The following is a 20,120-nucleotide window of genomic DNA, read 5'->3' on the forward strand; positions in this document are numbered from 1 at the left end:
TTTTTCTCCTTTTTTCATTTTATATAACCGGGCACCGCCCGATCATACATAAGGTCAACGCCGGTCACGCTTTCTTTTTTGCCCACAGTTTTGTGATCAGGGATTTGATGGGGGTGCCGAACGCCAGCAGGACCGCCAGCACCAGGATGACCGCGGAAATGGGATGGGAGATGACCGCTCCAAAATTGTTGTTGTCAATGATCAGCGCCTGTCTCAGATTGGTCTCGGTGATCGCACCCAGCACCAGCGCCAGCACCATGGGTGCCGCAGGGACCCCCACCTTTTTCAGGATATAACCCAGCAGGCCGAAGAAAAGAGTCACTCCCACAGTGAACATGGAGTTCTCCAGCGCATAGGCGCCCACCAGAATGAATGCAAAGATCAGCGCGTTCAGGGTGGAGGTCTTTACATTCAGGATGCGCACGAACAGGGAGAGCGCGCCGAGACCAATGCACACCAGAATGACATTTCCCAGATACATGGAGGCGATCAGTCCCCAGGCAACGTCAGCCTCATTCACAAAGAAGGAGGGACCAGGTGAGATGCCCAGCATCATCAGCGCACCCATCATGATGGCCGTCGCGCCCGAACCGGGGACGCCCAAGGTCAGCATAGGAACCATGGCCCCCATGGAGGCAGCGTTGTTGGCACACTCCGGGGCCGCCACACCCTCGATCACACCGGTGCCGAACTCCTCTCCCCGCTTTGAGGTGCGCTTTGCCATGTCGTAGGAGAGAAAAGAAGCGATCGTAGCACCCGCCCCTGGCAGCATCCCCACAATAAAGCCTAAAATCGTCCCCCGGCCGATGTGGGGCAGGGACAGCTTCCACTCATGTCTGCTGGGCAGCAGATTTTTGACCTTCAGGCTCCCCTTATCCACTTTAAGATTATTGTCAGAATAGTTGCATACGATCTCTGCGATCCCAAACAAGCCCATGGCCACCGGCACAAAGTCAATGCCGGAGTAGAGGTTTACATTGCCAAATACGAACTTTGTAGTACCAAAGATCAGGTCAATCCCGATCCCCGCCACAAACAGACCGATAAACGCAGCCAAAAAACCCTTTGCAGGAGATTTCCCTGTCATGCCCGCAATAGAGGTAAGCCCCAGCACCATCAGGGCGAAATATTCGGACGGCCCGAACTTTGTAGCAAAATTGGATACCACAGGTGCCAGAGACATGAACAACACCACAGATATCGTCCCGCCGATGACCGATGCCAGACAGGACATGCCCAGGGCCTTCCCTGCTTTTCCCTGCCGCGCCATGGGATATCCGTCCAGGGTCGTCATAATGGCGGCAGAGTCACCGGGCGTATTGATCAGGATGGAGGTAATGGAACCACCGTACATGGCCCCGTAGTAGATCCCGCACAGCATGCACAGGGCACAGGCCGGATCAAGTCCGTAGCACATGGGCAGGAGCACTGCGATGCCCACCGAAGGCCCCAGACCGGGCAGCGCACCGATGATAACACCGCACACTACGCCGATCAGGGAGTACACAATGGTCATGGGATCAGCCAGGACTGAGAAGCCCAGCGCAAGGTTATGCAGCAAGTCCATATGTGTACCTCCTCCTTAAAAGCCCAGCGGACCTTTGGGGACCGGCACATGCAGGAACAGGACAAAGACCCCGTACAGGAACGCCACCATACATACACCGATCACGATCGACTTGATCCACTTTTCTCGGCCCCATATTTTCAAATAGGCGATCACACTCAGTCCCAGGCAGGTCAGCAGCCCCAGATAGTCGGAGAGCAGCAGTACCCCAGTCCCCAGCAGCATAAAAAGCAACAGATTCTTCAGCTCTGTCAGGTTCAGGATATTTGTCTCCAGTTCTTCCTTCTCCGCCTGGGCCGTTTTGGCGCGGGCGATCCGGCGCGCCGCCTCCAGAAGGACCATGGCCCCGCAGATCGCGATGGCGATCCCGCAGATTGTGGGGAAAAAACCGGGCCCCATCTGTCCGCCCTTTATCAGCTGAAGTCCCTGCACCTTTGTCAGGATCAGGATGATGATTCCGCCCAGAATCGAAAAGATCCCCAGTGCGAGATCTCCGGTTTTGGCTTTTATCTTCATAGTATCCTCCCTCTAGTCTTATCTATGATCTTTGCTGGTCCGCACAGCTCAGAGCTCGATACCTCCTTTTGCTTTTATCCACAAAATACGCATCGGATTATACCAGATTCCGCACGTCAGGCACAAAACAAAATCTTCCATTCCACAAGCCGGCCCCCTGTCCCGCGCTCCGCCCGCCATCTTATGTATGCACCAGCTCCTTCTGCTCCTTCAGCATGGTTTCGATCTCCTCCTCCGGCATTTTTAAGTACTCCGCCAGGACCTCCCGGGTATGCTGTCCCAGGGTGGGGGCGGGCTCATAGGTGGTATCCGGGTAATTTCCGAATTTCAGCGGGCTGCCCGCCATCCGATACGTTCCAGCCACCGGGTGCTCCACCTCTACAATCATATTGCGGGCCGCGATCTGAGGGTCCGCACAGATCATCTTCATGGTGTTGATGCGGCCATTGGGCACCCCGTGAGCCTCAAAGATCCGCTCGCATTCATCCAGTGTGCGGGCCCGGGTAAATCTGGAGATCTCCTCAGTCAGCTCCGCCTTGTGCTGGCGTCTGGCCTCCGCCTTGGAGAAGCGCGGGTCCTCCACCATATCCTCCCGTCCCAGGGCGCGGCACAGACTGTAAAATGCAGGATCCCGGGAGCAGGTGATAATGATCTCTCCATCGGAGGTGGGGAACGTCCCGAAGGGGACGCTGGTGGGGTGGCTGTTGCCCACCCTCTGGGGATCGGTGCCAAAGACACAGGTATTGATCACCGCGTTTTCCAGGCAGGAGAAGGTGGCATCCAGCATCGCCACATCGATAAACTGTCCCTTTCCGGTCTTTTCCCGGTCATACAGGGCCGCCGAGATGGCACCGAAGGCATACAGCCCGGTAAACACGTCGCTGGCCGAGGTCCCGCAGCGCATGGCCGGGCCATCCGGCTCACCGGTCAGGCTCATCAGTCCGCTCATCCCCTGAACGATCATATCCAGCGCGCCTCTGGAACGGTATGGACCCGTATAGCCAAAGCCGGAGACCGCCATATAAATGATCCTGGGATTGGCTGCGGCAATGATATCATAACCCAGGCCCATGCGCTCCATCGTGCCGGGTTTGAAATTTTCCACCAGAACGTCCGCTTTTTTCACCAGCTCCAGCAGCACCTTCTTATCTGTCTCCGCCTTCAGGTTCAGGGTGATGCTCTTCTTACTGCGCTGGACCGACAGGTCGTAGACCCGCTCCCCGTTGAGAAACGGGCCGCTGGCCTTGGGCCGGTCCGGCCGCTCCACCTTGATCACATCCGCCCCCAGGTCCGCCATGATCATCGTGGCCAGGGGACCGGACAAAAACTGCGTCAGGTCCACCACTGTTACCCCGCTCAGGGGGCCGTATCCAACCGCCATATTGAACCAAGCTCCTTTCCGCGCCGCCGTCAGACCGGCATATTCCCGTGTTTTTTGGCTGGCAGGACCACCTGTTTGTTCTGAAACAGCTCCAGAGTCCGGATGATGACCCGCCGTGACTCCGCAGGCTCGATCACGTCCTCAAACTTCCCATATTCCGCCGCCTTATACGGGTTAAAAAATTCTTCCTTGTACTCCTCGATGTAGTGGGCACGGAGGGCAGCCACATCCTCACCGCTCTCCTCAGCCCGCTTCAGCTCGTGCTTCCGGCAGATATCCACAGCCCCCTCTGCCCCCACGACTACCATCTGCGCCGTGGGCCAGGCGAAAATGAAGTCCGGCCGAAGCTCCCAGGAGCACATTGCAGGCCGGGCGCCGCCCACGACCTTCCCCACCGCCATCACGATCTTCGGGACTGTGGCCTCTGCCCAGGCGTAGATCATCTTTGCCCCGTGCCGGATGATCCCTCCGTACTCCTGATTGGTGCCGGGCATGTATCCGGGCACATCAACAATGGACAGCAGGGGCACATTGAAGCAGTCGCAGGTGCGGATAAAACGGGCCGCCTTGTCCGAAGCGTTGATGTCGATACAGCCTGCCATCGCCTTGGGCTGGTTGGCCACCACCCCCACCGACCGGCCGTTCATGCGGATAAATCCGGTGACCATATTGGTGGCATACATGGCCTGGGTCTCAAAAAACTCGTGCCCATCCGCGATCTCCCGGATAACATCCTTGATATCGTAGGCCTTTTTCAGGTTATCCGGAATGAAGGTGTTGAGCATCTCACAGCGGCGGTCCGGAGAGTCGCCGCAGGGCATGATGGGCGGCATCTCCCGGCAGTTTGGGGGCAGGTAGCTCAGCAGGGTCTTGATCTTCTCAATGCAGTCCCGGTCGTCCGCACAGAAAAAGTGAGACACGCCTGACACCGTATTATGGGTCCGCGCTCCTCCCAGCTTCTCCGCATCCACCACCTCCCCGGTCACGTTCTTGATGACCTGCGGGCCGGTGATAAAGGAGCGGCTGGTCTTGTCCACGGAAAAAATGAAGTCGGTCAGCGCGGGGGAATACACGGTCCCGCCGGCGCAGGGCCCCATGATGGCTGAGATCTGGGGGATCACCCCAGAAGCCATCACGTTGTTGAAGAAGATGGCCCCATAGGAAGTGGCAGGCCCCTCCTGGATCCGCCCGCCCCCCGAGTCATTCAGGCCGATCAGCGGCACGCCGGCGTCCATGGCCAGCTCCTGAATCCGCTTGACCTTCATGCCCTGCATCTCCCCCATGGCGCCGCCCAGAACCGTAAAGTCGTGGGCAAAGGCAAAGGCCCCTCTCCCATGAATCAATCCGTATCCCGTCACCACCCCTTCCGCCGGTGTGTCTACCTTCTCCATCCCAAAGTCATGGCAGCGGTGCTTCATAAAAATGTTGTACTCCTGGAAAGTACCGGGATCAAACAGCAGGTCGATGCGCTCCCGGGCTGTCAGCTTACCCGCGCCGTGCTGCTTCGCGACCTTTTTTTCTCCCCCTCCCTGTCTGATCTTTTCCTTTTTCTCAAGCATCTCTTGAAGCTTTGTTTTTTCCCCCACGACAAGGTCCTCCTCTCTGCTGCGCCTTTGGTCACAATCCAACAAAAATCAAATATTTTTCTTTTTTCTTTAGGTTAATCTGTTTTAACGCATATTGCAATTATCGATTTTTTATATTAGTATAAGATAAAAATTATGGATCTGGAGGGACATATCGTGGAACTGACCCAGCTCCGCTATTTTCAGACCGCGGCCTATTACCAGCATATCTCCCGGGCGGCAGAAGAACTCAATATCTCCCAGCCTGCCCTGAGTACGATGATTTCCAGACTGGAGAAGGAGCTGGGAGTTCCGCTCTTTGACCACAATGGACGGTCCATCATCTTGAACCAGAATGGACAACGGTTTCTTCAGCGGGTCAACCATATCCTGATGGAGGTGGAGAACTCAAAGAGGGAGCTCCAGGACATTGCCGATGAGGGGGACAACTCCATTTCCCTGGCGGTCTCCTCCTCTCAGTTTCTTCAGGGGATGCACGCCTTCATGTACCAGCACCCCAACTACAAGTGGAATCAGCGGGTCGCAGAAAACAAGGAGATCGCTGCGCTGCTCAACCGGGGTCAAATCGATCTGGCGGTCACCTCCCCGGGCATTTATGGGGAGGTATTTGAATCCACCCTGCTGCTTCGGGACATCTTCAAGCTGGCTGTCCATAAGGACAACCCCTTGGCACAGCGGAAAAGTGTCCGTCTGGAGGAGCTCACCGACCAGCGCTTCATCATGCTTCTGAAGGGACTGCCCTTCCGCGCTCAGACCGACCGGATCTTTGCAGACCTGGGCATCACGCCCCACTACATCATGGAGTGCGACCATCTGCTCCGGCGGGAGCTGATCAACGCCAACGCCGGCGTCACCATCGCTTCCCAGTCTGCCTCCTTTCGGCATCTGTTCAGCGAGAATATTCGTTTTCTGGATATCGAGGACGTGCATCACACCCGTGACATTGTGATGGTCCATCGGAAAGGACGGTATTTGAACCGCGCCTCCCGACAGTTCGCCGACTTTCTGAAGCAAAAATTCAGTCCCTAGCCTACCGATCCCATTTTCATAACTTTGATATTATGGATTATTTCAAAAAGATGAATGGAATTTTATTGTTTTCTCTGATACAATAGTGCAAACGACCAGTACAGCACAGCGGAGGAGGCAAAAGCGATGCCAAAAAAGGAATTTTACCGCATTACAGTAGACGGGATCCCTTATGTGGTGGAGGTGGAGCCTATATACAGCGGTGCCCCGCAGCCCGGGCCTCCTTCCACTCTGGCCCCCTGGGTGCTTGCCCACCGTGTCGCCCATCTGCCACCCCGGTAAGCGGGCGCGCTGAGGGGGCAAACTCCTCGTCGGCCCCTTTGTAGGAAATCACAGCGGAAGATGCAGAAAGGCGCCCGCTCCCCCTATGGGGAGCGGACGCCTTTCTGTTCTGTCTGGGGCGGCGCATCCGTGAGGCGCCTGCTCTTTTTAAAAAACAGGGCGCCGCTAGATGGCGGCACCCTGAAACAGGACAGTGCTTACTTGTGGTCCACGCTGTACATGTGCTCGATCAGCTCCAGGACCTTGTTGGAGTAGCCGATCTCGTTGTCGTACCAGGAGACGACCTTTACGAAAGTGTCGGTCAGGGCAATGCCTGCATCGGCGTCGAAGATGGAGGTACGGGTGTCACCCAGGAAGTCGCTGGACACCACGGCCTCGTCGGTGTAGCCCAGCACACCCTTCAGCTCACCCTCAGAGGCGGCCTTCATGGCGGCACAGATCTCCTCATACTTGGCGGGCTTGGCCAGGTTGACAGTCAGGTCCACCACGGACACGTCCAGAGTGGGGACGCGCATGGACATGCCGGTCAGCTTGCCGTTGAGCTCGGGGATGACCTTGCCCACGGCCTTGGCAGCGCCGGTGGAGGAGGGAATGATGTTTCCGGTGGCAGCACGGCCGCCGCGCCAGTCCTTCAAAGAGGGGCCGTCCACAGTCTTCTGGGTGGCAGTGACGGAGTGCACGGTGGTCATCAGGCCCTCAGTGATGCCCCAGTTGTCATTCAGCACCTTGGCGATGGGGGCCAGGCAGTTGGTGGTACAGGAGGCGTTGGACACGAAGTTCATGTCAGTGGTGTACTTGTCCAGGTTGACGCCGCACACGAACATGGGCGTGTCATCCTTGGAGGGGGCGGACATGATGACCTTCTTGGCACCGGCATCCAGGTGTCCCTGGGCCTTCTCCTTCGTCAGGAACAGACCGGTGGACTCCACCACATACTCCGCGCCCAGCTTGGCCCAGGGCAGGTCTGCGGGGTTCCGCTCGGCGGAGACGGGGATCTCCTTGCCGTTGACCACGATGGCGTTCTCAGTGCTGCCGATCTCAGCCTTGCAGATGCCGTGCATGGTGTCATACTTCAGCATATAGGCCAGATACTCGGCAGGGCACAGGTCGTTGATGCCCACGATCTCGATCTCGGGGTGGTCCAGGCTGGCCCGAAAGACCATGCGGCCAATGCGGCCAAAGCCATTGATGCCAACTTTAATGCTCATTGTAACTGTCTCCTTTATCAAGTTTTGGTTGCGCTCCACTATTATATCCCTTTTTTTCTGATTTTGGTAGTCTGTGTTTTGCATAGTTTTTTCTCTGTTTCTCCGTGGAAATTAGCCACCTCCGGGCATAGTAGGCCCTGCCTTCTGTTCTTTTTCCCCATGGATTTACACAGTTCGCCAGAATCTGCGCCCATGTTCTTGTTGATGCAGCGAATTTCTGATATACTAGGTCCTGTCCGGGCCGGGCTCACGCCCCGGCCCAGCGAAATTTTCCATTTCTAAAATCAGCCGCCCCGCAAATCCTATTGCGGAAGCGCTGCGCCGGTTTTGGAGCGGAGAGGAGGATCGGGATGTCTGAAGAACAGAGCTTTTTGGAGCAGCTCCCCCAGGCGGCGGTAGAGGTGCGGGACGGAAAGATCACCGCGCTCAACTCCGCCGCCCTCAGTCACCTGCCAGAGCTGGCCGTGGGGGACCAGCCGCCCCAGTACCTGGCTGCCCCGCTGGACAGTGCTCAGACTGCGGGAGCTTTCACCGGCGGCGGCGGCCTGTTCGTCTTTTCCAAGGTCTCTTCCCCCGGAGGGGTGCTGCTCCTGTTCCGCCCCGCCCCTGACTCCGCCCTCTCCCCCCAGCAGATGGACGGCTTTGCCCGCCAGCTCCGCGAGCAGATGGGGGGGCTGCTGAACAACCTTCAGCTCCTCTCCCAGGACCTGAGCGGCACCGGCTCTCCCACCGACCGGCGGCTGGCCTCCATCAACCGCAACTTTTATCAAATGCTCCGCCTGGTCAACAACCTGGAGTTCCTGCGGGATACCAAGTCCCAGTCCGGGGTGGCCTTTTCCCCGGTGACCATGGATCTGGCCGGCCTGTGCCGCCACACAGCGGAGGACACTGCCCCCCTGCTCGCTCAGGCCGGCATCCAGCTGCGCTATCAGTCGAGCACCGAAGGACTTCTGATCCCCGGCGACGCGGCCCTGCTCTCCCGTATGCTGCTGGGCCTGCTGTCCAACGCGGCTAAGGCGGCCCCCAGCGGGACCGTCCTGCTCACCCTGCGCCGTTGGGGAGACCGGGCCGTCCTGACCTGTACCAACAGCGGCTCCACTCCGGACGACGGACAGCTCTCCGCTCTGTTGGAGGGGGTCTCCCCCCACCTGCTCCCGGAGCCCGGAGAGGGGGCGGGAATGGGCCTGCCCATCATCCGGCACATCGTCGCTCTCCACGGCGGCACGCTGCTCCTGGAGCGCCGGGAGCCAGGCGGCCTGGCCGCCACCGTCTCTCTGCCCACCGGCCCCCTCTCCATGGATCTGACCCTGAGCACCCCTGCCCCGGAGCGGAGCGGCGGCCTATCTCCCCTGCTGGTGGAGCTGTCCGACGTCCTCCCCTCCTCTCTGTACCAGCCGGAGGACATAGAATAGCGCTGCCCGCCTCTCACAAGATCAGAAAACCACCGGCCAGGCCTGTGGTTTTTTTGATGCAGCAAACGGGCCCGGCAGCCGTTGGCTGCCGGACCCGGACCATTCTGTTCCCAGTATGGGGCCGCTCCCCGCTCAGGAGAAAAATCCCCCGAAGGGCCAGCCGTAATACTGGTTGTTCTGCTGAGGCTGCTGTTGCTGCTGGGAGGAAGTATCGGTGACTGTCTCCCGGGGCTGCTCGTCCAGGGTGAGGGACAGCTCCAGCTTCTCTCCGTTACGGAACACCGTCAGCGTCACGGTATCCCCTGCCTGATGGGTGGCCTTGGCAGCCTCCAAGTCCTGGAAAGTGACCACGTCGTCCTCATCCATGGCGGTGATGATGTCCCCAGGCTGCAGTCCCGCCTTGGCGGAGCAGGAGCCGTCCTCCACTGTGGCCACATAGACACCCAGCACCGCGTTGGTGACGCCGTACTGCTGCGCTACAGAGGCCGACATGGTCACGCCGGTAATGCCCATGTAGGGCTTTCCGGTAACATAGCCGTACTGGATCAGGTCGGAGATGATGTTCTTCACATCGTTGATGGGGATGGCGAAGCCCAGGCCCTCCACATTGGTGCCGGAGCTGGAGGTGCTGTATTTGGCGGTGGTGATGCCGATGACCCCCCCGTAGCTGTTGAACAGGGGGCCGCCGGAGTTGCCCGGGTTGATGGCGCAGTTGGTCTGAAGCATGTTCATCGTGGTGGAGTCATTGCCGGAGCCGGTGGTAATGAGCCGGTCCAGAGCGGAGATGAGGCCGTCGGTGAGGGAGTATGTCAGCTCGCCCAGGGGGTTGCCGATGGCCATCACGGCCTGGCCCACCTTCAGCTGGTCGGAGTCGCCCAGGGTCACGGTCTGGAGCCCGGAGGCCTCGATCTTCAGCACGGCCACATCGTTGTCCTCCTCGCCCCCCACCAGGGTAGCGGGGTAGCTGCTGCCGTCGTGGAAGGAGACGGTGATGCTCACCGAGCTGTCCTTCACCGCGTCCTCAATGACGTGGTAGTTGGTGACGATGTACCCGTCGGCGGTGATGACGAAGCCGGAACCGGAGGCGGCCGACGTGCTGGTATAGCCGAAGATGTTGGTCATGGTGGTGGACACCGTGATGCCCACGCAGGCGTCCACATTGGCGGCGTACAGCTGCTCCGGGGTCATGGCCTGGCCGCTGGAGCTGGCCACAGGGTCCGCCTGGGTGGAGATGGGCTGGGTATTCTGATAGATCACGCTGGGCTGGGACGCGAAGACGCTGGAGTACAGGGCTGCGCCGCCCACGCCCGCTCCGCCGCCCACTACCGCGCAGGCCAGGATCAGCGCCGCAATGCGCCTGCCGGATCCCCTGTGCTTCTGGGGCCCCTGGGGGGCCTCCGGCCCGCCCTGGCTCTGGTTGGGGTTGGAATCGGTGTACCCGCCGAAGCCGCCCCGGTACCCGTCATTCTCACTATTATAGAAATTGAACTCATTGTCCTGATTTGCCATTTCAAACACTCCTTGCCGATTTGAGCTGTGTCCGGGGGGAGCGCCTCTCTTTCCCCTTCTGACAAAAATAAGGATACGGTCTAAATATGAAGAAAGCATGAAGAAAGAGGGGGGATTTTTTGAACAATTCCCGAAAAAACTTTGACAGACCCTCTCATTTCCGCTCCGGCCGCTGGGAAAGGATCGCCGTGATGTCCCGGGCCGCCGCCGTCACATCCATCCAAAAGCCCTGAAAGATCCCCAGCCCTACCAGGTTCAGCACCACCAGGATGAGGATGGGTCCCAGGATCATGCCAGCCACTCCGGCCACCTTCATGCCCACATAGATGCCCACCAGGGACAGGATAGGGGACAGGCCGGTCTGGTCGCCCACGAACCGTGGCTCCGCCACCCGGCGGAACATGGCCACCACCCCCCAGATCACCATCAGATAGACAGCGGTGGAGAAATCCCGGGTAAACAGAGCCACCACCGCCCAGGGCACCATAACGGTGCCCGACCCGATGATGGGGATAAAGTCCAGAATGGCCAGCCCCAGGGCCAGCAGCAGGGCGTAGTTCTGCCCCACCAGCAGGAATCCCCCCAGCAGAATGAAGAACACCCCCACCGACAGCAGCAGCTCCGCCCGCAGGTAGCCGCCGAAGGCGGCCAGGGCGGTGGCCTTCACCTGCTGGAGGAAGCGGAGCAGGCTCTCGTCCAGGTGCTGGACCGCCCGCGTGCGGTGATAGGGGTAGTCCGCGGTGAGGAAATAGGAGGCCATCACAAAGACCACCAGGGCCAGCAGGAACTCCGGCACCCGCATGGCCCAGTCGGTGGCCGCCTTGGCCGCACTCAGCAGGGCGGTGGGGTCCACCGCCTGGAGGCGCTGGATGAGGGCGTTGACGGTGTCCTCCACCGTCCCCACCACCGACAGGGGCAGCAGGTCCATCGCCCGGGCAAACAGGGCCTCCATCTGATCGAAAAAGCCCTCCACCTGGGTCAGCATCCCGCTCCAATTCTGCGCCAGGGAGACCAGTTCGTTGGCCGCGGCATAGGTCAGGATGCCCAGACAGCCGCCGATCACCCCGAAGATGACCACCACCAGCAGCAGGGACAGCAGCTTCCTGCTCCAGCCCAGCCTGCGCTGGAGCCAGCGCACCGCCGGGTTGAGCAGGGCCGCCACGATCAGCGCCGCCACGAAGGGGGCGAACAGGGACAGCAGGGGAGGCCCCAGCTTGGCCACCAGCACCACCGCCGCGGCTGCCAGCACCAGGCGGATGATCAGCCGCAGCCACAACTGCCCCCGCTCCTGCCAGGACAGCTGTTCTCTCTCCACAACGACCACTCCTTCACAGTATCACATCGATACCTTCAGTTTTCCATAGCATAGTCCAGCCTATCACAAAAAGGATGAATAATATGTAAATCCCGGGGATCTCTTCCCCGCTTTCTTTCCTCCTCCCGCCCGGGCCGGGTGGACAAAATAAGGCGCGCCACAGGACCCGGGTCCCGCGGCGCGGCCAGTTTTATTTTTTCCGGTAGATGAGTCCCACCAGATTGGGTCCGGCGTTGATGGCGATAACGCCGCCAATGAAGCAGTCCATGGCCGGCTCCTGCCCAAAGGCCTGACGGCAGGACTCGGTCAGCAGCTCCGCCTGGTCGGGCCGGGCGGCCCGGATGATCAGATAGGGCGTCCCCGGCTCCCGCTCCTTCTGCGCCAGCTCCAGAATGGTGGGGATCACGTTCTTCTCCCCCCGCACCTTGGTCACCACTTTGGAGGCTCCATTCTCAAAGGTCATGATGGGCTTGAGCCCCAGGGCCTCTCCCACAAAAGCCGCGGCGGCGGAGACCCTCCCGGACTTTTTGGCAAACTTCAGATCAAAGGGGACAAAGAGCACCCGCACATGATCCACCCAGTCCTGGATATAGGCGGCGATCTCCTCCACAGAGGCGCCTGCGGCAGCCATCCGCGCCCCCTCTGCCACTGGGTAGCCGTAGCACATGGTATAGGTGTGGCTGTCGATGACCCGGATGGAGAAGGCATCCCGGGCCTCCGGGTGGTCCTCAAAGAACTCCCCCCGGGCCTGGACGGCGTTCTGGTAGGTGGCGCTGCCCTCGGAATTGATGGATGTGTAGATCAGGTCTGTGTACCCTGCTTTCCAGGTCTCCTCATAGCACTGCTGGAACTGGTACGTCGTGAGCTGGGCATGTGTCGGGATCTTGGGCTCCTCCGCCAGCGCCTGATAGAACTCCTGCGGGGTGAAATCCTCCCCATCCCGCAGTTCCCGCTCCCCCATGGCGATGGGGAAGGGCATGACCCTGATCCCCAGCTCTTCCCGCAGGGACTTGGGGATATCGGCGGCGGAATCGGTCAAAAACAGGATCTTCGCCATAGCGGTCTCCTTCCATGATACGCGCCGTGGGCGCGGACCTCCAATTTTACACCAATATTATTGCAGAAAGCCCCCCGCTTGTCAACTCCGGCCTCGTCCGCCCTCCAGCTCGCTGACCTGGGAGTTGCTGTATAAAGGATGGTTTGCACCACCTGCTACATTGGCAGAGCGAAACGACCGTTGGAAAGGAGTCCGCTGGAAAACAAGCAGGGACATGATACGCCGATGGGCGGTCAAGTCCCCTCTTTCAGCTCTATGAATTAAGATCTATTCTTTATTGACTGCTGTTTGAAAAAGTATGCTGTTACGCAATATAGAACAAAATTTTCGTTATATATTCGCTCTCGTCGGCCGTGGAAAGGTAGTCATTGATGGCGAACTCATATGAATCAGAAACAATATTGAAGTGATGGATTCGGCAGTATTCTAAAATGCGTTCGTAGGATCTTCCGATGGAAAGATAGTCCCCTGTGTGATAGGTAAATACGCACCGCCCTTTGGGAAGTTCCAGAACGCCGTCGATATTATCAGACTTTTCAATCGACAGAAAGGCAAACGATGCTTCGGTATATCTTCCCCGCAGAATACGTTCATACGGCACGATCGCACCGCTCTGAAAGAAAATTGGAAGTTGCTCCTTGGATGACCGAACAAAACATTCCTTTGTAGCAATGCTGAGCATTTCCAACGTATAAGGTTCCGTGACCTTTTGAAGCAAAATGTATTGGGGGCTTACTTCCTCTATGGAAACGATATCGCTACAATCACGAATGGAAATAGAATGCTCTAACTGCAGACACCGATGTTCAACGCGGTTTTTTATCATTTGCAGCTCCTCAATCTGATGATTGATGGTAGAGAGCTGTTTGCGCAGCGCAGCGATAGAATTTTCAATCCTAAAACTTTTCATGTGTGCTTTAATCTCATTGAGGGAAAAGCCGATTCTTTTCATGATGCAAATCGTATCCAAATAGTCAAGCTGGCTGGAACTGTAATAGCGGTAACCGTTATCAGGATCAGTATATGCAGGACGGAAAAGTCCGATTTTATCGTAGAAAATCAAAGTCTGGCGAGAAATGTTTTGCAGTTTGGAAAGTTCACCGATGGAAAATAAATTTTTCATATAAGCCCCTTGACCTTATAGTTACTATATAGTTTATTATTTTAGCATGAAAATATGAACTTATCAAGGAGGCTGCTCAAATTGATACCCCGTATGACTGCCATTTGTAAAAAGCTTGCGGATGGCCTGACTTTCAAGAAAATACTGCTGATATTACTCGGAGCCATGATCTGCACCTTTGGGATCCACAACATTCACCAGCGGACGAACATCACAGAAGGCGGTGTGATTGGCTTAATGCTTTTAGTCGAGCATTGGCTGAAAATTTCTCCGGCTTATATTACCCCTATGCTGGATGCTGCTTGTTATTTGCTCGCATTCAAATTCCTGGGTGGGAACTTTATCAAAATCTCAATTATTTCAACACTGTTTGTTTCTGTATTTTATAAGATCTGGGAGCTGCTTCCGCCAATGCTCCCCGATTTGTCCGCACATCCGTTGATCGCCGCTGTGTTAGGCGGTATTTTTGTGGGTGTAGGCGTCGGCTTAATTGTTCGTCAGGGAGGTTCCAGTGGTGGAGATGACGCCTTGGCTTTAACAATTTCTCACGTCTCCCACTGGAAGTTATCCCGTTCTTATTTGTTCACGGATACTGTAGTGCTGCTATTATCCCTTACCTATATTCCCATAATGCGTATTGTTTTCTCATTGATAACCGTTACTGTTTCTTCGAACTTAATCGATTGGATAAAAGAATATAAATTTAAAACCATCAGATGAATATCCAATCACAAAAAGCGACAGATACTCTCTGTTTTTCCACCTTCGCTTTGACAGTAAAAACACCCTCAGCAATAGAAAGACCACACCTCGGTCTGCTGGCTTGTCCAGCCGCCGGGATGTGGTCTTTGTGATCTCTGATCATTTTGCACGTCTCCTGGTTCCGCCCTTCTTTATATAAGGCCGTCATCAGAGATCTGCCTCCCTCCGTTATTCCTTATTTTGACTGCGGGAGGTTTTTTATATCCTACATCAGCTCAAAGAGTAAAAAGGAGCCGCCCGCTGGGGCATACTGGCGGGAGGGGACGCGGCGGGCGGCCTGTCTGCCCTTCTTTCCGCGCCCTGTCAAGACCGGAGCAGCGGCCCCTCGTTGACACCACCGGCCGGATGGGATATACTACACCCACCAGAAAAGGAGGCCTCCATGAACAAGACCGAACTGTTGAACAAATGTGCCCGCAGCGGGGAGGAGCGGGTGCTGCTGGCCCGCGCCCTGGATAAGCTGGAGCTGGCCCAGAACCGCTCTGTCCCCGCCTGCACCCCATTTCTCTCCCCGGGAGAGCAGGCCTCCGTCACCGATCTGCTCAACGCCTGGGGCCGCCCCCGCCACCTGTTTTTCGGCGGATATGAGGGGGCGGAGCGGGCGGTGTGCGCCTTTCTGCCCGACTGGCAGGAGGAATCCGACTTTCTCGCCGACCCGGAGGGGCCGGTGGCCGCGCTGGAGGCCGCCTTTCCCGCGGACGCGGAGCTGTCTCACCGAGACATCCTGGGTGCCCTGATGGGACTGGGCATCACCCGGGAAAAGCTGGGGGACATCCTGTTAGACCATGGCCGCTGTCAGGTGCTGGTCCTGCGGGATGCCCTGCCCATCCTCCTCTCCCAGTGGGAGTCTGCCGGCCGCTGGAAGATGAAGCTGCGGGAGATCCCCCTGGAGCAGCTGGAGGCGAAGCCGCCCCAGGTGAAGACCATTCGGGATACGGTGGCCGCCCTGCGGCTGGACGCGGTGCTTGCCGCCGGCTTCTCCACCTCCCGGTCCAAGGCGGCGGACCTGGTCTCCGCCGGCCGGGTGTCAGTAAACCACCGGGAGTGCGCCAAGGCGGACCGGACGGTGGGGGAGGGCGACGTGCTCTCCTGCCGGGGTCTGGGCAAGTGCGTGGTGAAAGAGGTGCTGGGTCAGTCTAAAAAGGGCCGCTTCATGCTGGTTCTGGAACGGTATATCTGAGAAGGAGATACGCTATGATCACACAGGAAAAAATCGACCGCATCAACGCCCTGGCCCGGAAGGCCAAGACTCCGGAGGGCCTGACGGCGGAGGAGACAGCAGAGCGCGCCGCCCTCCGTCAGGAGTATGTGGCCGCTGTGCGGGCTAATCTGGAGGCCCAGCTGGACAACACCCTCATCCAGGAGCCGGACGGCACCCGCCACCGGCTCCCCAAAAAGCCGTGAGGCGGGGGGTCCTTTGGGCGCTGCTCCTGTCCTTTCTGCTGGCCGGCTGCGCACCGGCGGGGGCGCCAGCAGGGGAGGGGAGCGGCCAGGAGCCCAGCCAGTCCGCCATGGCCCCGGCGCCGGAGGCCGGCACTTCCGCCCAGCCTCAGTCCGCCCCGGAGCCCGAGCCCCCCACCCAGGAGGAGCTGCTCCAAGCCATGGTGGACACCATGACGCCGGAGGAGAAAGCGGGCCAGCTGTTCTGGGTCCGTTTCCCGGAGACCGGCTGGGATGAGCTGGCCCGGGAGTGGCACCCTGGGGGCTTTCTCCTCTTCGGCCGGGACTTCAAAAACCGCACCCCGGAGGAGCTGCGCACTCTGCTCGCCTCCCTCCAGGAGACCTCCCCCATCCCCCTGCTCCTGGGGGTAGATGAGGAGGGGGGCACGGTGGTCCGGGCCAGCTACTACCCCGCCTTCCGGGCGGAGAAGTTCCGCTCCCCCCAGGCCCTCTTCGCTGCCGGAGGGCTGGAGGCCGTCCGGGCCGACGCCCTGGACAAGTCCGCCTTTCTGCTGGATCTGGGCCTTAACGTAAACCTGGCTCCGGTGTGCGACGTGTCCACCGACCCCGCTGACTTCATCTATGCCCGCGCCTTCGGCCAAGACGCCCAGGCTACGGCGGAGTATGCGGACACGGTGGTCTCCGCCATGGGGGAGGCGGGCATCGGCTCGGTGCTCAAGCACTTCCTGGGCTACGGCAGCAACCGGGACACCCACACCGGCATCGCGGTGGACCAGCGCCCCCTGGAGCAGTTCCGCCAGTCCGACTTCCTGCCCTTCCAGGCAGGCATCGACGCCGGGGCCGGCGGTGTGCTGGTCTCCCACAACATCGTCACCTGCCTGGACCCGGAGCTGCCCGCCTCCCTGTCCCCAGCCTCCTACCAAGTGCTGCGGGAGGAGCTGGGCTTTGAAGGAGTGGCCATGACCGACGACCTGGACATGGATGCGGTACAGAAGTATGTGGAGGAGGGCACCGCCCCGGTGATGGCCCTCCAGGCCGGGGCTGACCTGGTCCTCACCAGCGATCCCCAGGGGGGCATCCCCTCGGTGCTGGAGGCGGTGGAGACCGGGGCGCTGACCTGGGACCGGCTGGATCAGTCGGTGCTGCGGGTGCTGCGCTGGAAGCTCCAGCTGGGACTGCTGTCCCTCCCCGGGGCGGAGGATGTACAAACAAGCTAAGATTTGCCGAAATTTCCGCCTCATTTCGCAAGAAACCCCTTTGCGTTCCCGGAAAAGTTCGCTATAATGGAGCATGAAGATCCCGAGGTCCCGGCCGCCGCTCCGGCGCGCCTGATGAAAGAATGGAGGTCAACGATCCCAATGAAAGAGATCTATGTTGTCAATTGCTGCCGCACCGCCGTGGGCTCCTTCGGCGGAAGCCTGAAGGACACCCCCGCCCCCGAGCTGGGTGCCGTGGTGGTGAAGGAGGCCCTGTCCCGGGCCGGCGTGGAGCCGGAGCAGGTGGACGAGCTGATGTTCGGCTGCATCCTCACTGCTGCCCAGGGCCAGAACCCCGCCCGCCAGGTGGGCGTCAAGGCCGGCCTGCCCTACTCCGTCCCCGCCTACACCGTGGGCATGGTGTGCGGCTCGGGCATGAAGTCGGTCATCGAGGGTGCCCGGGCCATCCTGGCCGGGGACGCCGACATCATCGTGGCCGGCGGCACCGAGAATATGTCCGCCGCCCCCTACGCCCTGCCTGACGAGCGCTGGGGCGCCCGCATGGGGGACAAGAAGGTGGTGGACACCATGATCCGGGACGGACTGTGGGACGCCTACAACAACTACCACATGGGCACTACTGCTGAGAACATCTGCGACGTGTGGGGCATCACCCGCCAGGAGCTGGACGAGTTCGCCGCCGCCTCCCAGCAGAAGGCCGAGGCCGCCCAGAAGACCGGCCGCTTCGAGGATGAGATCGTCCCCGTCATGGTGAAGAAGAAGAAAGAGCTGGTGGAGTTCAAGGTGGACGAGTTCCCCCGCCCCGGCGTCACCGCCGAGGGCATCTCCAAGCTGAAGGGCGCTTTCCCTGTGGGCCCCGAGGGAGTGGAGGACGAGATCGTCCATACCTTTGAGCTCACCCAGATCCACGAGGCCGATACCCGCAAGCACGTCCAGCGGGTCACCGCCGCCAACGCCTCCGGCATCAACGACGGCGCCGCCGCCATCGTGCTCGCCTCCGGCGAGGCGGTGGAAAAGTACGGCCTGAAGCCCATGGCCAAGCTGGTCAGCTGGGGCCAGGGCGGCGTGGACCCCAAGATCATGGGCGTGGGCCCGGTGCCCGCCTCCCGCCAGGCCATGAGCAAGGCCGGCCTGAAGATCGAGGACATCGACCTGGTGGAGGCCAATGAGGCCTTTGCCGCCCAGTCCGTGGCCGTGGCCCGGGAGCTGGGCTTCGACATGAGCAAGGTGAATGTCAACGGCGGCGCCATCTCCATCGGCCACCCCGTGGGGGCCTCCGGTGCCCGCATCATCGTCACTCTGCTCCACGAGATGCAGAAGCGGCCCGAGGCCAAGCGCGGCCTGGCCACCCTGTGCATCGGCGGCGGCATGGGTGTCGCCACCATCTTTGAGAAGTGCTGAGCCGGACACCGGCGTCCCCGGGGACTGACCTCCCGGGGCCCGGTCCGGCAGGCGGGGGCGGCGGGCTTGTGCCCGCCGCCCTTTTCCCGGAATTTTCGACCGAATGGGCCGGCAGGGAGGGGGAGAGGTATGAAACGCTGGTCCGTCTTAGTGACGGCTGTACTGAGTTTTTCCATACTGGCCGGCTGTGCCGGCGGGGGAGAGGGGACCTATCTCTTTGACCGCCTCGCCCCCGCATCCGGCGGAACGCCCGGAGAGCCAGAGCCCCGCAGTCTGATCCTGACCCACTCCTCGCCCGCGGGCAGCCTCACCGATCAGGCTGCCCAGCTCCTGAAGGAGAAGGTGGAGGAGGCCTCCGAGGGCCAGCTCCAGATCCAGATCTACCCTGAAGACTCCTTGGGCAATTTGGACGACGGGCGGTGGTACTTTGAGAACGGGGCGGTGGACATGCGCATCGGGGCCGGCCCCAGCGATGTCTCCTCCATCGCCACCTGGCTCCCCACTCTCACCGGCTGCACTCCCGATGAGGTGAGCCAGGCTCTGCGCCCAGGTCAGCCCCTGTGGGATCTGATCTGCCAGCAGGCGGGCGACACCCTCGTCCTGGGGGTGCTGCCATCCTCCAGCCGGGTGCTCACCTCCAGCCGGCCAGTGGAGGACCTGAGCCAGCTGGACGGCCTGATGGTCCGCGTCATCCCCTCTTCCTCCCTGGACCGGCGGTTTTGGGAGGCTCTGGGGGCGCAGACGGTAGAGATCCCCATCCAGGACCTCTACCTGGCCCTCCAGCAGGGGCTGGCCGATGCCCAGGAGAACCCCATCTATTTGGTGCGCAGCTACAACTTCCACCAGCAGCAGAAATACCTGATCCCCATCAACTTTAAGGTATATCTGGAGACCATTTATCTCAATTTGGAGGTGTGCCGCAGCCTGACGGAGGAGCAGCAGGCCCTGCTCCGGCAGGCCGCGGAGGATACCTGCCGGGAGATGGTGGAGGTAACTGCCCGCTATCTGGAGGAGTGCCAGGATATCTTTCAGCGGGAGGGCATGGAGGTCCGCCCTGTGTCAGAGGAGGAGCGGGCCCGCGCCCGGGAGAAGGTCTGCCCGCTGGTGGAGGAATATCTGCTCTCCCTGTATGGCGCTGATGTCTATCAGCAGGTGCTGGACGCCCTCTCCGCCGCCCCGGAGCAGGGGAGCTGAGGGTGTCCGCATGTACGATCTCCTGCCGCCCTAAAAGAAGGAGCGGGGCCCGCCGCTGGCGGGGCCCCCCCCCTCTTTTTGGTGGGGGGAAAGGGGGGGGCCCGGATATAATTGTTGCCTTTTTTACCATTTTAGAGTGGATTAAAAAAAAGTCGCACCT

The 20,120-nt window shown here is 59.8% G+C and carries 18 protein-coding genes; 9 read left to right on the forward strand and 9 right to left on the reverse strand.

What is annotated here, in order from left to right:
• Positions 1 to 64 precede the first annotated feature (64 nt).
• From BN1969_RS03400 to BN1969_RS03415, 4 genes are all read right to left on the reverse strand, one after another.
• On the reverse strand, positions 65 to 1,567 hold the full coding sequence (locus BN1969_RS03400; RefSeq protein ID WP_050623009.1) for a tripartite tricarboxylate transporter permease: 1,503 nt from the start codon (positions 1,565 to 1,567) through the stop codon (positions 65 to 67).
• Between the two features lie 15 nt (positions 1,568 to 1,582).
• The gene (locus tag BN1969_RS03405) at positions 1,583 to 2,083 is read right to left on the reverse strand and encodes a tripartite tricarboxylate transporter TctB family protein (RefSeq protein WP_050623010.1); all 501 of its coding nucleotides are present in this window, start codon (positions 2,081 to 2,083) and stop codon (positions 1,583 to 1,585) included.
• A 181-nt stretch (positions 2,084 to 2,264) separates the two neighbouring features.
• On the reverse strand, positions 2,265 to 3,464 hold the full coding sequence (locus BN1969_RS03410) for a CaiB/BaiF CoA transferase family protein (protein ID WP_050623011.1): 1,200 nt from the start codon (positions 3,462 to 3,464) through the stop codon (positions 2,265 to 2,267).
• Between the two features lie 29 nt (positions 3,465 to 3,493).
• Positions 3,494 to 5,050, reverse strand: coding sequence for an acyl-CoA carboxylase subunit beta (locus BN1969_RS03415; RefSeq protein ID WP_050623012.1), 1,557 nt, complete (start codon positions 5,048 to 5,050; stop codon positions 3,494 to 3,496).
• A 156-nt stretch (positions 5,051 to 5,206) separates the two neighbouring features.
• On the opposite strand from BN1969_RS03415, the gene BN1969_RS03420 reads away from it, so the two are divergent.
• Positions 5,207 to 6,079, forward strand: a complete 873-nt coding sequence (locus BN1969_RS03420; RefSeq protein WP_050625380.1) for a LysR family transcriptional regulator — start codon at positions 5,207 to 5,209, stop codon at positions 6,077 to 6,079.
• Positions 6,080 to 6,205: 126 nt separating this feature from the next.
• Positions 6,206 to 6,361 (forward strand): hypothetical protein, encoded by a 156-nt coding sequence (locus BN1969_RS17800; protein ID WP_154669721.1) that lies wholly within the window; start codon positions 6,206 to 6,208, stop codon positions 6,359 to 6,361.
• 197 nt (positions 6,362 to 6,558) lie between these two features.
• Here the strand turns inward: BN1969_RS17800 and gap are convergent, their stop codons facing one another.
• A complete protein-coding gene (gene gap, locus BN1969_RS03425) occupies positions 6,559 to 7,569 on the reverse strand; it encodes a type I glyceraldehyde-3-phosphate dehydrogenase (protein WP_050623013.1) in 1,011 nt (336 codons plus the stop codon).
• 350 nt (positions 7,570 to 7,919) lie between these two features.
• Here gap and BN1969_RS03430 point away from each other — a divergent pair, with 350 nt between their 5' ends.
• Positions 7,920 to 8,981, forward strand: a complete 1,062-nt coding sequence (locus tag BN1969_RS03430; protein WP_050623014.1) for a sensor histidine kinase — start codon at positions 7,920 to 7,922, stop codon at positions 8,979 to 8,981.
• Positions 8,982 to 9,113: 132 nt separating this feature from the next.
• On the opposite strand, the gene BN1969_RS03435 is transcribed toward BN1969_RS03430, so the two are convergent.
• The 4 genes from BN1969_RS03435 to BN1969_RS03450 form a co-directional block, all read right to left on the reverse strand.
• A complete protein-coding gene (locus tag BN1969_RS03435; RefSeq protein ID WP_050623015.1) occupies positions 9,114 to 10,490 on the reverse strand; it encodes a S1C family serine protease in 1,377 nt (458 codons plus the stop codon).
• A gap of 154 nt (positions 10,491 to 10,644) precedes the next feature.
• Complete coding sequence (ytvI, locus tag BN1969_RS03440; protein WP_050623016.1) at positions 10,645 to 11,805, reverse strand: sporulation integral membrane protein YtvI; 1,161 nt, start codon at positions 11,803 to 11,805, stop codon at positions 10,645 to 10,647.
• A gap of 190 nt (positions 11,806 to 11,995) precedes the next feature.
• Positions 11,996 to 12,862 (reverse strand): DegV family protein, encoded by an 867-nt coding sequence (locus BN1969_RS03445; RefSeq protein ID WP_050623017.1) that lies wholly within the window; start codon positions 12,860 to 12,862, stop codon positions 11,996 to 11,998.
• Between the two features lie 304 nt (positions 12,863 to 13,166).
• The gene (locus BN1969_RS03450; protein ID WP_050623018.1) at positions 13,167 to 13,985 is read right to left on the reverse strand and encodes a MerR family transcriptional regulator; all 819 of its coding nucleotides are present in this window, start codon (positions 13,983 to 13,985) and stop codon (positions 13,167 to 13,169) included.
• Positions 13,986 to 14,066: 81 nt separating this feature from the next.
• Between BN1969_RS03450 and BN1969_RS03455 the strand changes: the two genes are divergently transcribed.
• The 6 genes from BN1969_RS03455 (at position 14,067) to BN1969_RS03485 (ending at position 19,960) form a co-directional block, all read left to right on the forward strand.
• Positions 14,067 to 14,705, forward strand: a complete 639-nt coding sequence (locus BN1969_RS03455; RefSeq protein WP_329737701.1) for a DUF6198 family protein — start codon at positions 14,067 to 14,069, stop codon at positions 14,703 to 14,705.
• 424 nt (positions 14,706 to 15,129) lie between these two features.
• A complete protein-coding gene (locus tag BN1969_RS03465) occupies positions 15,130 to 15,927 on the forward strand; it encodes a YlmH family RNA-binding protein (protein WP_050623021.1) in 798 nt (265 codons plus the stop codon).
• 17 nt (positions 15,928 to 15,944) lie between these two features.
• Positions 15,945 to 16,151: a DUF896 domain-containing protein gene (locus tag BN1969_RS03470; RefSeq protein WP_050625381.1), complete on the forward strand. Its 207-nt coding sequence runs from the start codon at positions 15,945 to 15,947 to the stop codon at positions 16,149 to 16,151.
• Complete coding sequence (locus tag BN1969_RS03475; RefSeq protein WP_050623022.1) at positions 16,148 to 17,365, forward strand: glycoside hydrolase family 3 protein; 1,218 nt, start codon at positions 16,148 to 16,150, stop codon at positions 17,363 to 17,365. Before BN1969_RS03470 ends, BN1969_RS03475 begins: the two co-directional genes overlap by 4 nt.
• Before the next feature lie 141 nt (positions 17,366 to 17,506).
• On the forward strand, positions 17,507 to 18,766 hold the full coding sequence (locus BN1969_RS03480) for an acetyl-CoA C-acetyltransferase (protein WP_050623023.1): 1,260 nt from the start codon (positions 17,507 to 17,509) through the stop codon (positions 18,764 to 18,766).
• 129 nt (positions 18,767 to 18,895) lie between these two features.
• Positions 18,896 to 19,960: a TRAP transporter substrate-binding protein gene (locus BN1969_RS03485; protein WP_050623024.1), complete on the forward strand. Its 1,065-nt coding sequence runs from the start codon at positions 18,896 to 18,898 to the stop codon at positions 19,958 to 19,960.
• Positions 19,961 to 20,120: the final 160 nt, after the last annotated feature.

It is taken from the genome of Clostridium phoceensis, from assembly GCF_001244495.1.
In the GTDB taxonomy this organism is placed as follows: Bacteria; Bacillota; Clostridia; order Oscillospirales; family Oscillospiraceae; genus Lawsonibacter; species Lawsonibacter asaccharolyticus.

Bases quoted from the DNA above. Each gene is read 5' to 3' on its own strand.
- BN1969_RS03410 (WP_050623011.1), bottom strand. From the start codon at position 3,464: ATGGCGGTTGGATACGGCCCCCTGAGCGGGGTAACAGTGGTGGACCTG.
- BN1969_RS17800 (WP_154669721.1), top strand. From the start codon at position 6,206: ATGCCAAAAAAGGAATTTTACCGCATTACAGTAGACGGGATCCCTTAT.
- BN1969_RS03435 (WP_050623015.1), bottom strand. From the start codon at position 10,490: ATGGCAAATCAGGACAATGAGTTCAATTTCTATAATAGTGAGAATGAC.
- BN1969_RS03405 (WP_050623010.1), bottom strand. From the start codon at position 2,083: ATGAAGATAAAAGCCAAAACCGGAGATCTCGCACTGGGGATCTTTTCG.
- BN1969_RS03480 (WP_050623023.1), top strand. From the start codon at position 17,507: ATGAAAGAGATCTATGTTGTCAATTGCTGCCGCACCGCCGTGGGCTCC.
- BN1969_RS03485 (WP_050623024.1), top strand. From the start codon at position 18,896: ATGAAACGCTGGTCCGTCTTAGTGACGGCTGTACTGAGTTTTTCCATA.
- BN1969_RS03450 (WP_050623018.1), bottom strand. From the start codon at position 13,985: ATGAAAAATTTATTTTCCATCGGTGAACTTTCCAAACTGCAAAACATT.
- BN1969_RS03430 (WP_050623014.1), top strand. From the start codon at position 7,920: ATGTCTGAAGAACAGAGCTTTTTGGAGCAGCTCCCCCAGGCGGCGGTA.
- BN1969_RS03445 (WP_050623017.1), bottom strand. From the start codon at position 12,862: ATGGCGAAGATCCTGTTTTTGACCGATTCCGCCGCCGATATCCCCAAG.
- BN1969_RS03400 (WP_050623009.1), bottom strand. From the start codon at position 1,567: ATGGACTTGCTGCATAACCTTGCGCTGGGCTTCTCAGTCCTGGCTGAT.
- BN1969_RS03465 (WP_050623021.1), top strand. From the start codon at position 15,130: ATGAACAAGACCGAACTGTTGAACAAATGTGCCCGCAGCGGGGAGGAG.
- gap (WP_050623013.1), bottom strand. From the start codon at position 7,569: ATGAGCATTAAAGTTGGCATCAATGGCTTTGGCCGCATTGGCCGCATG.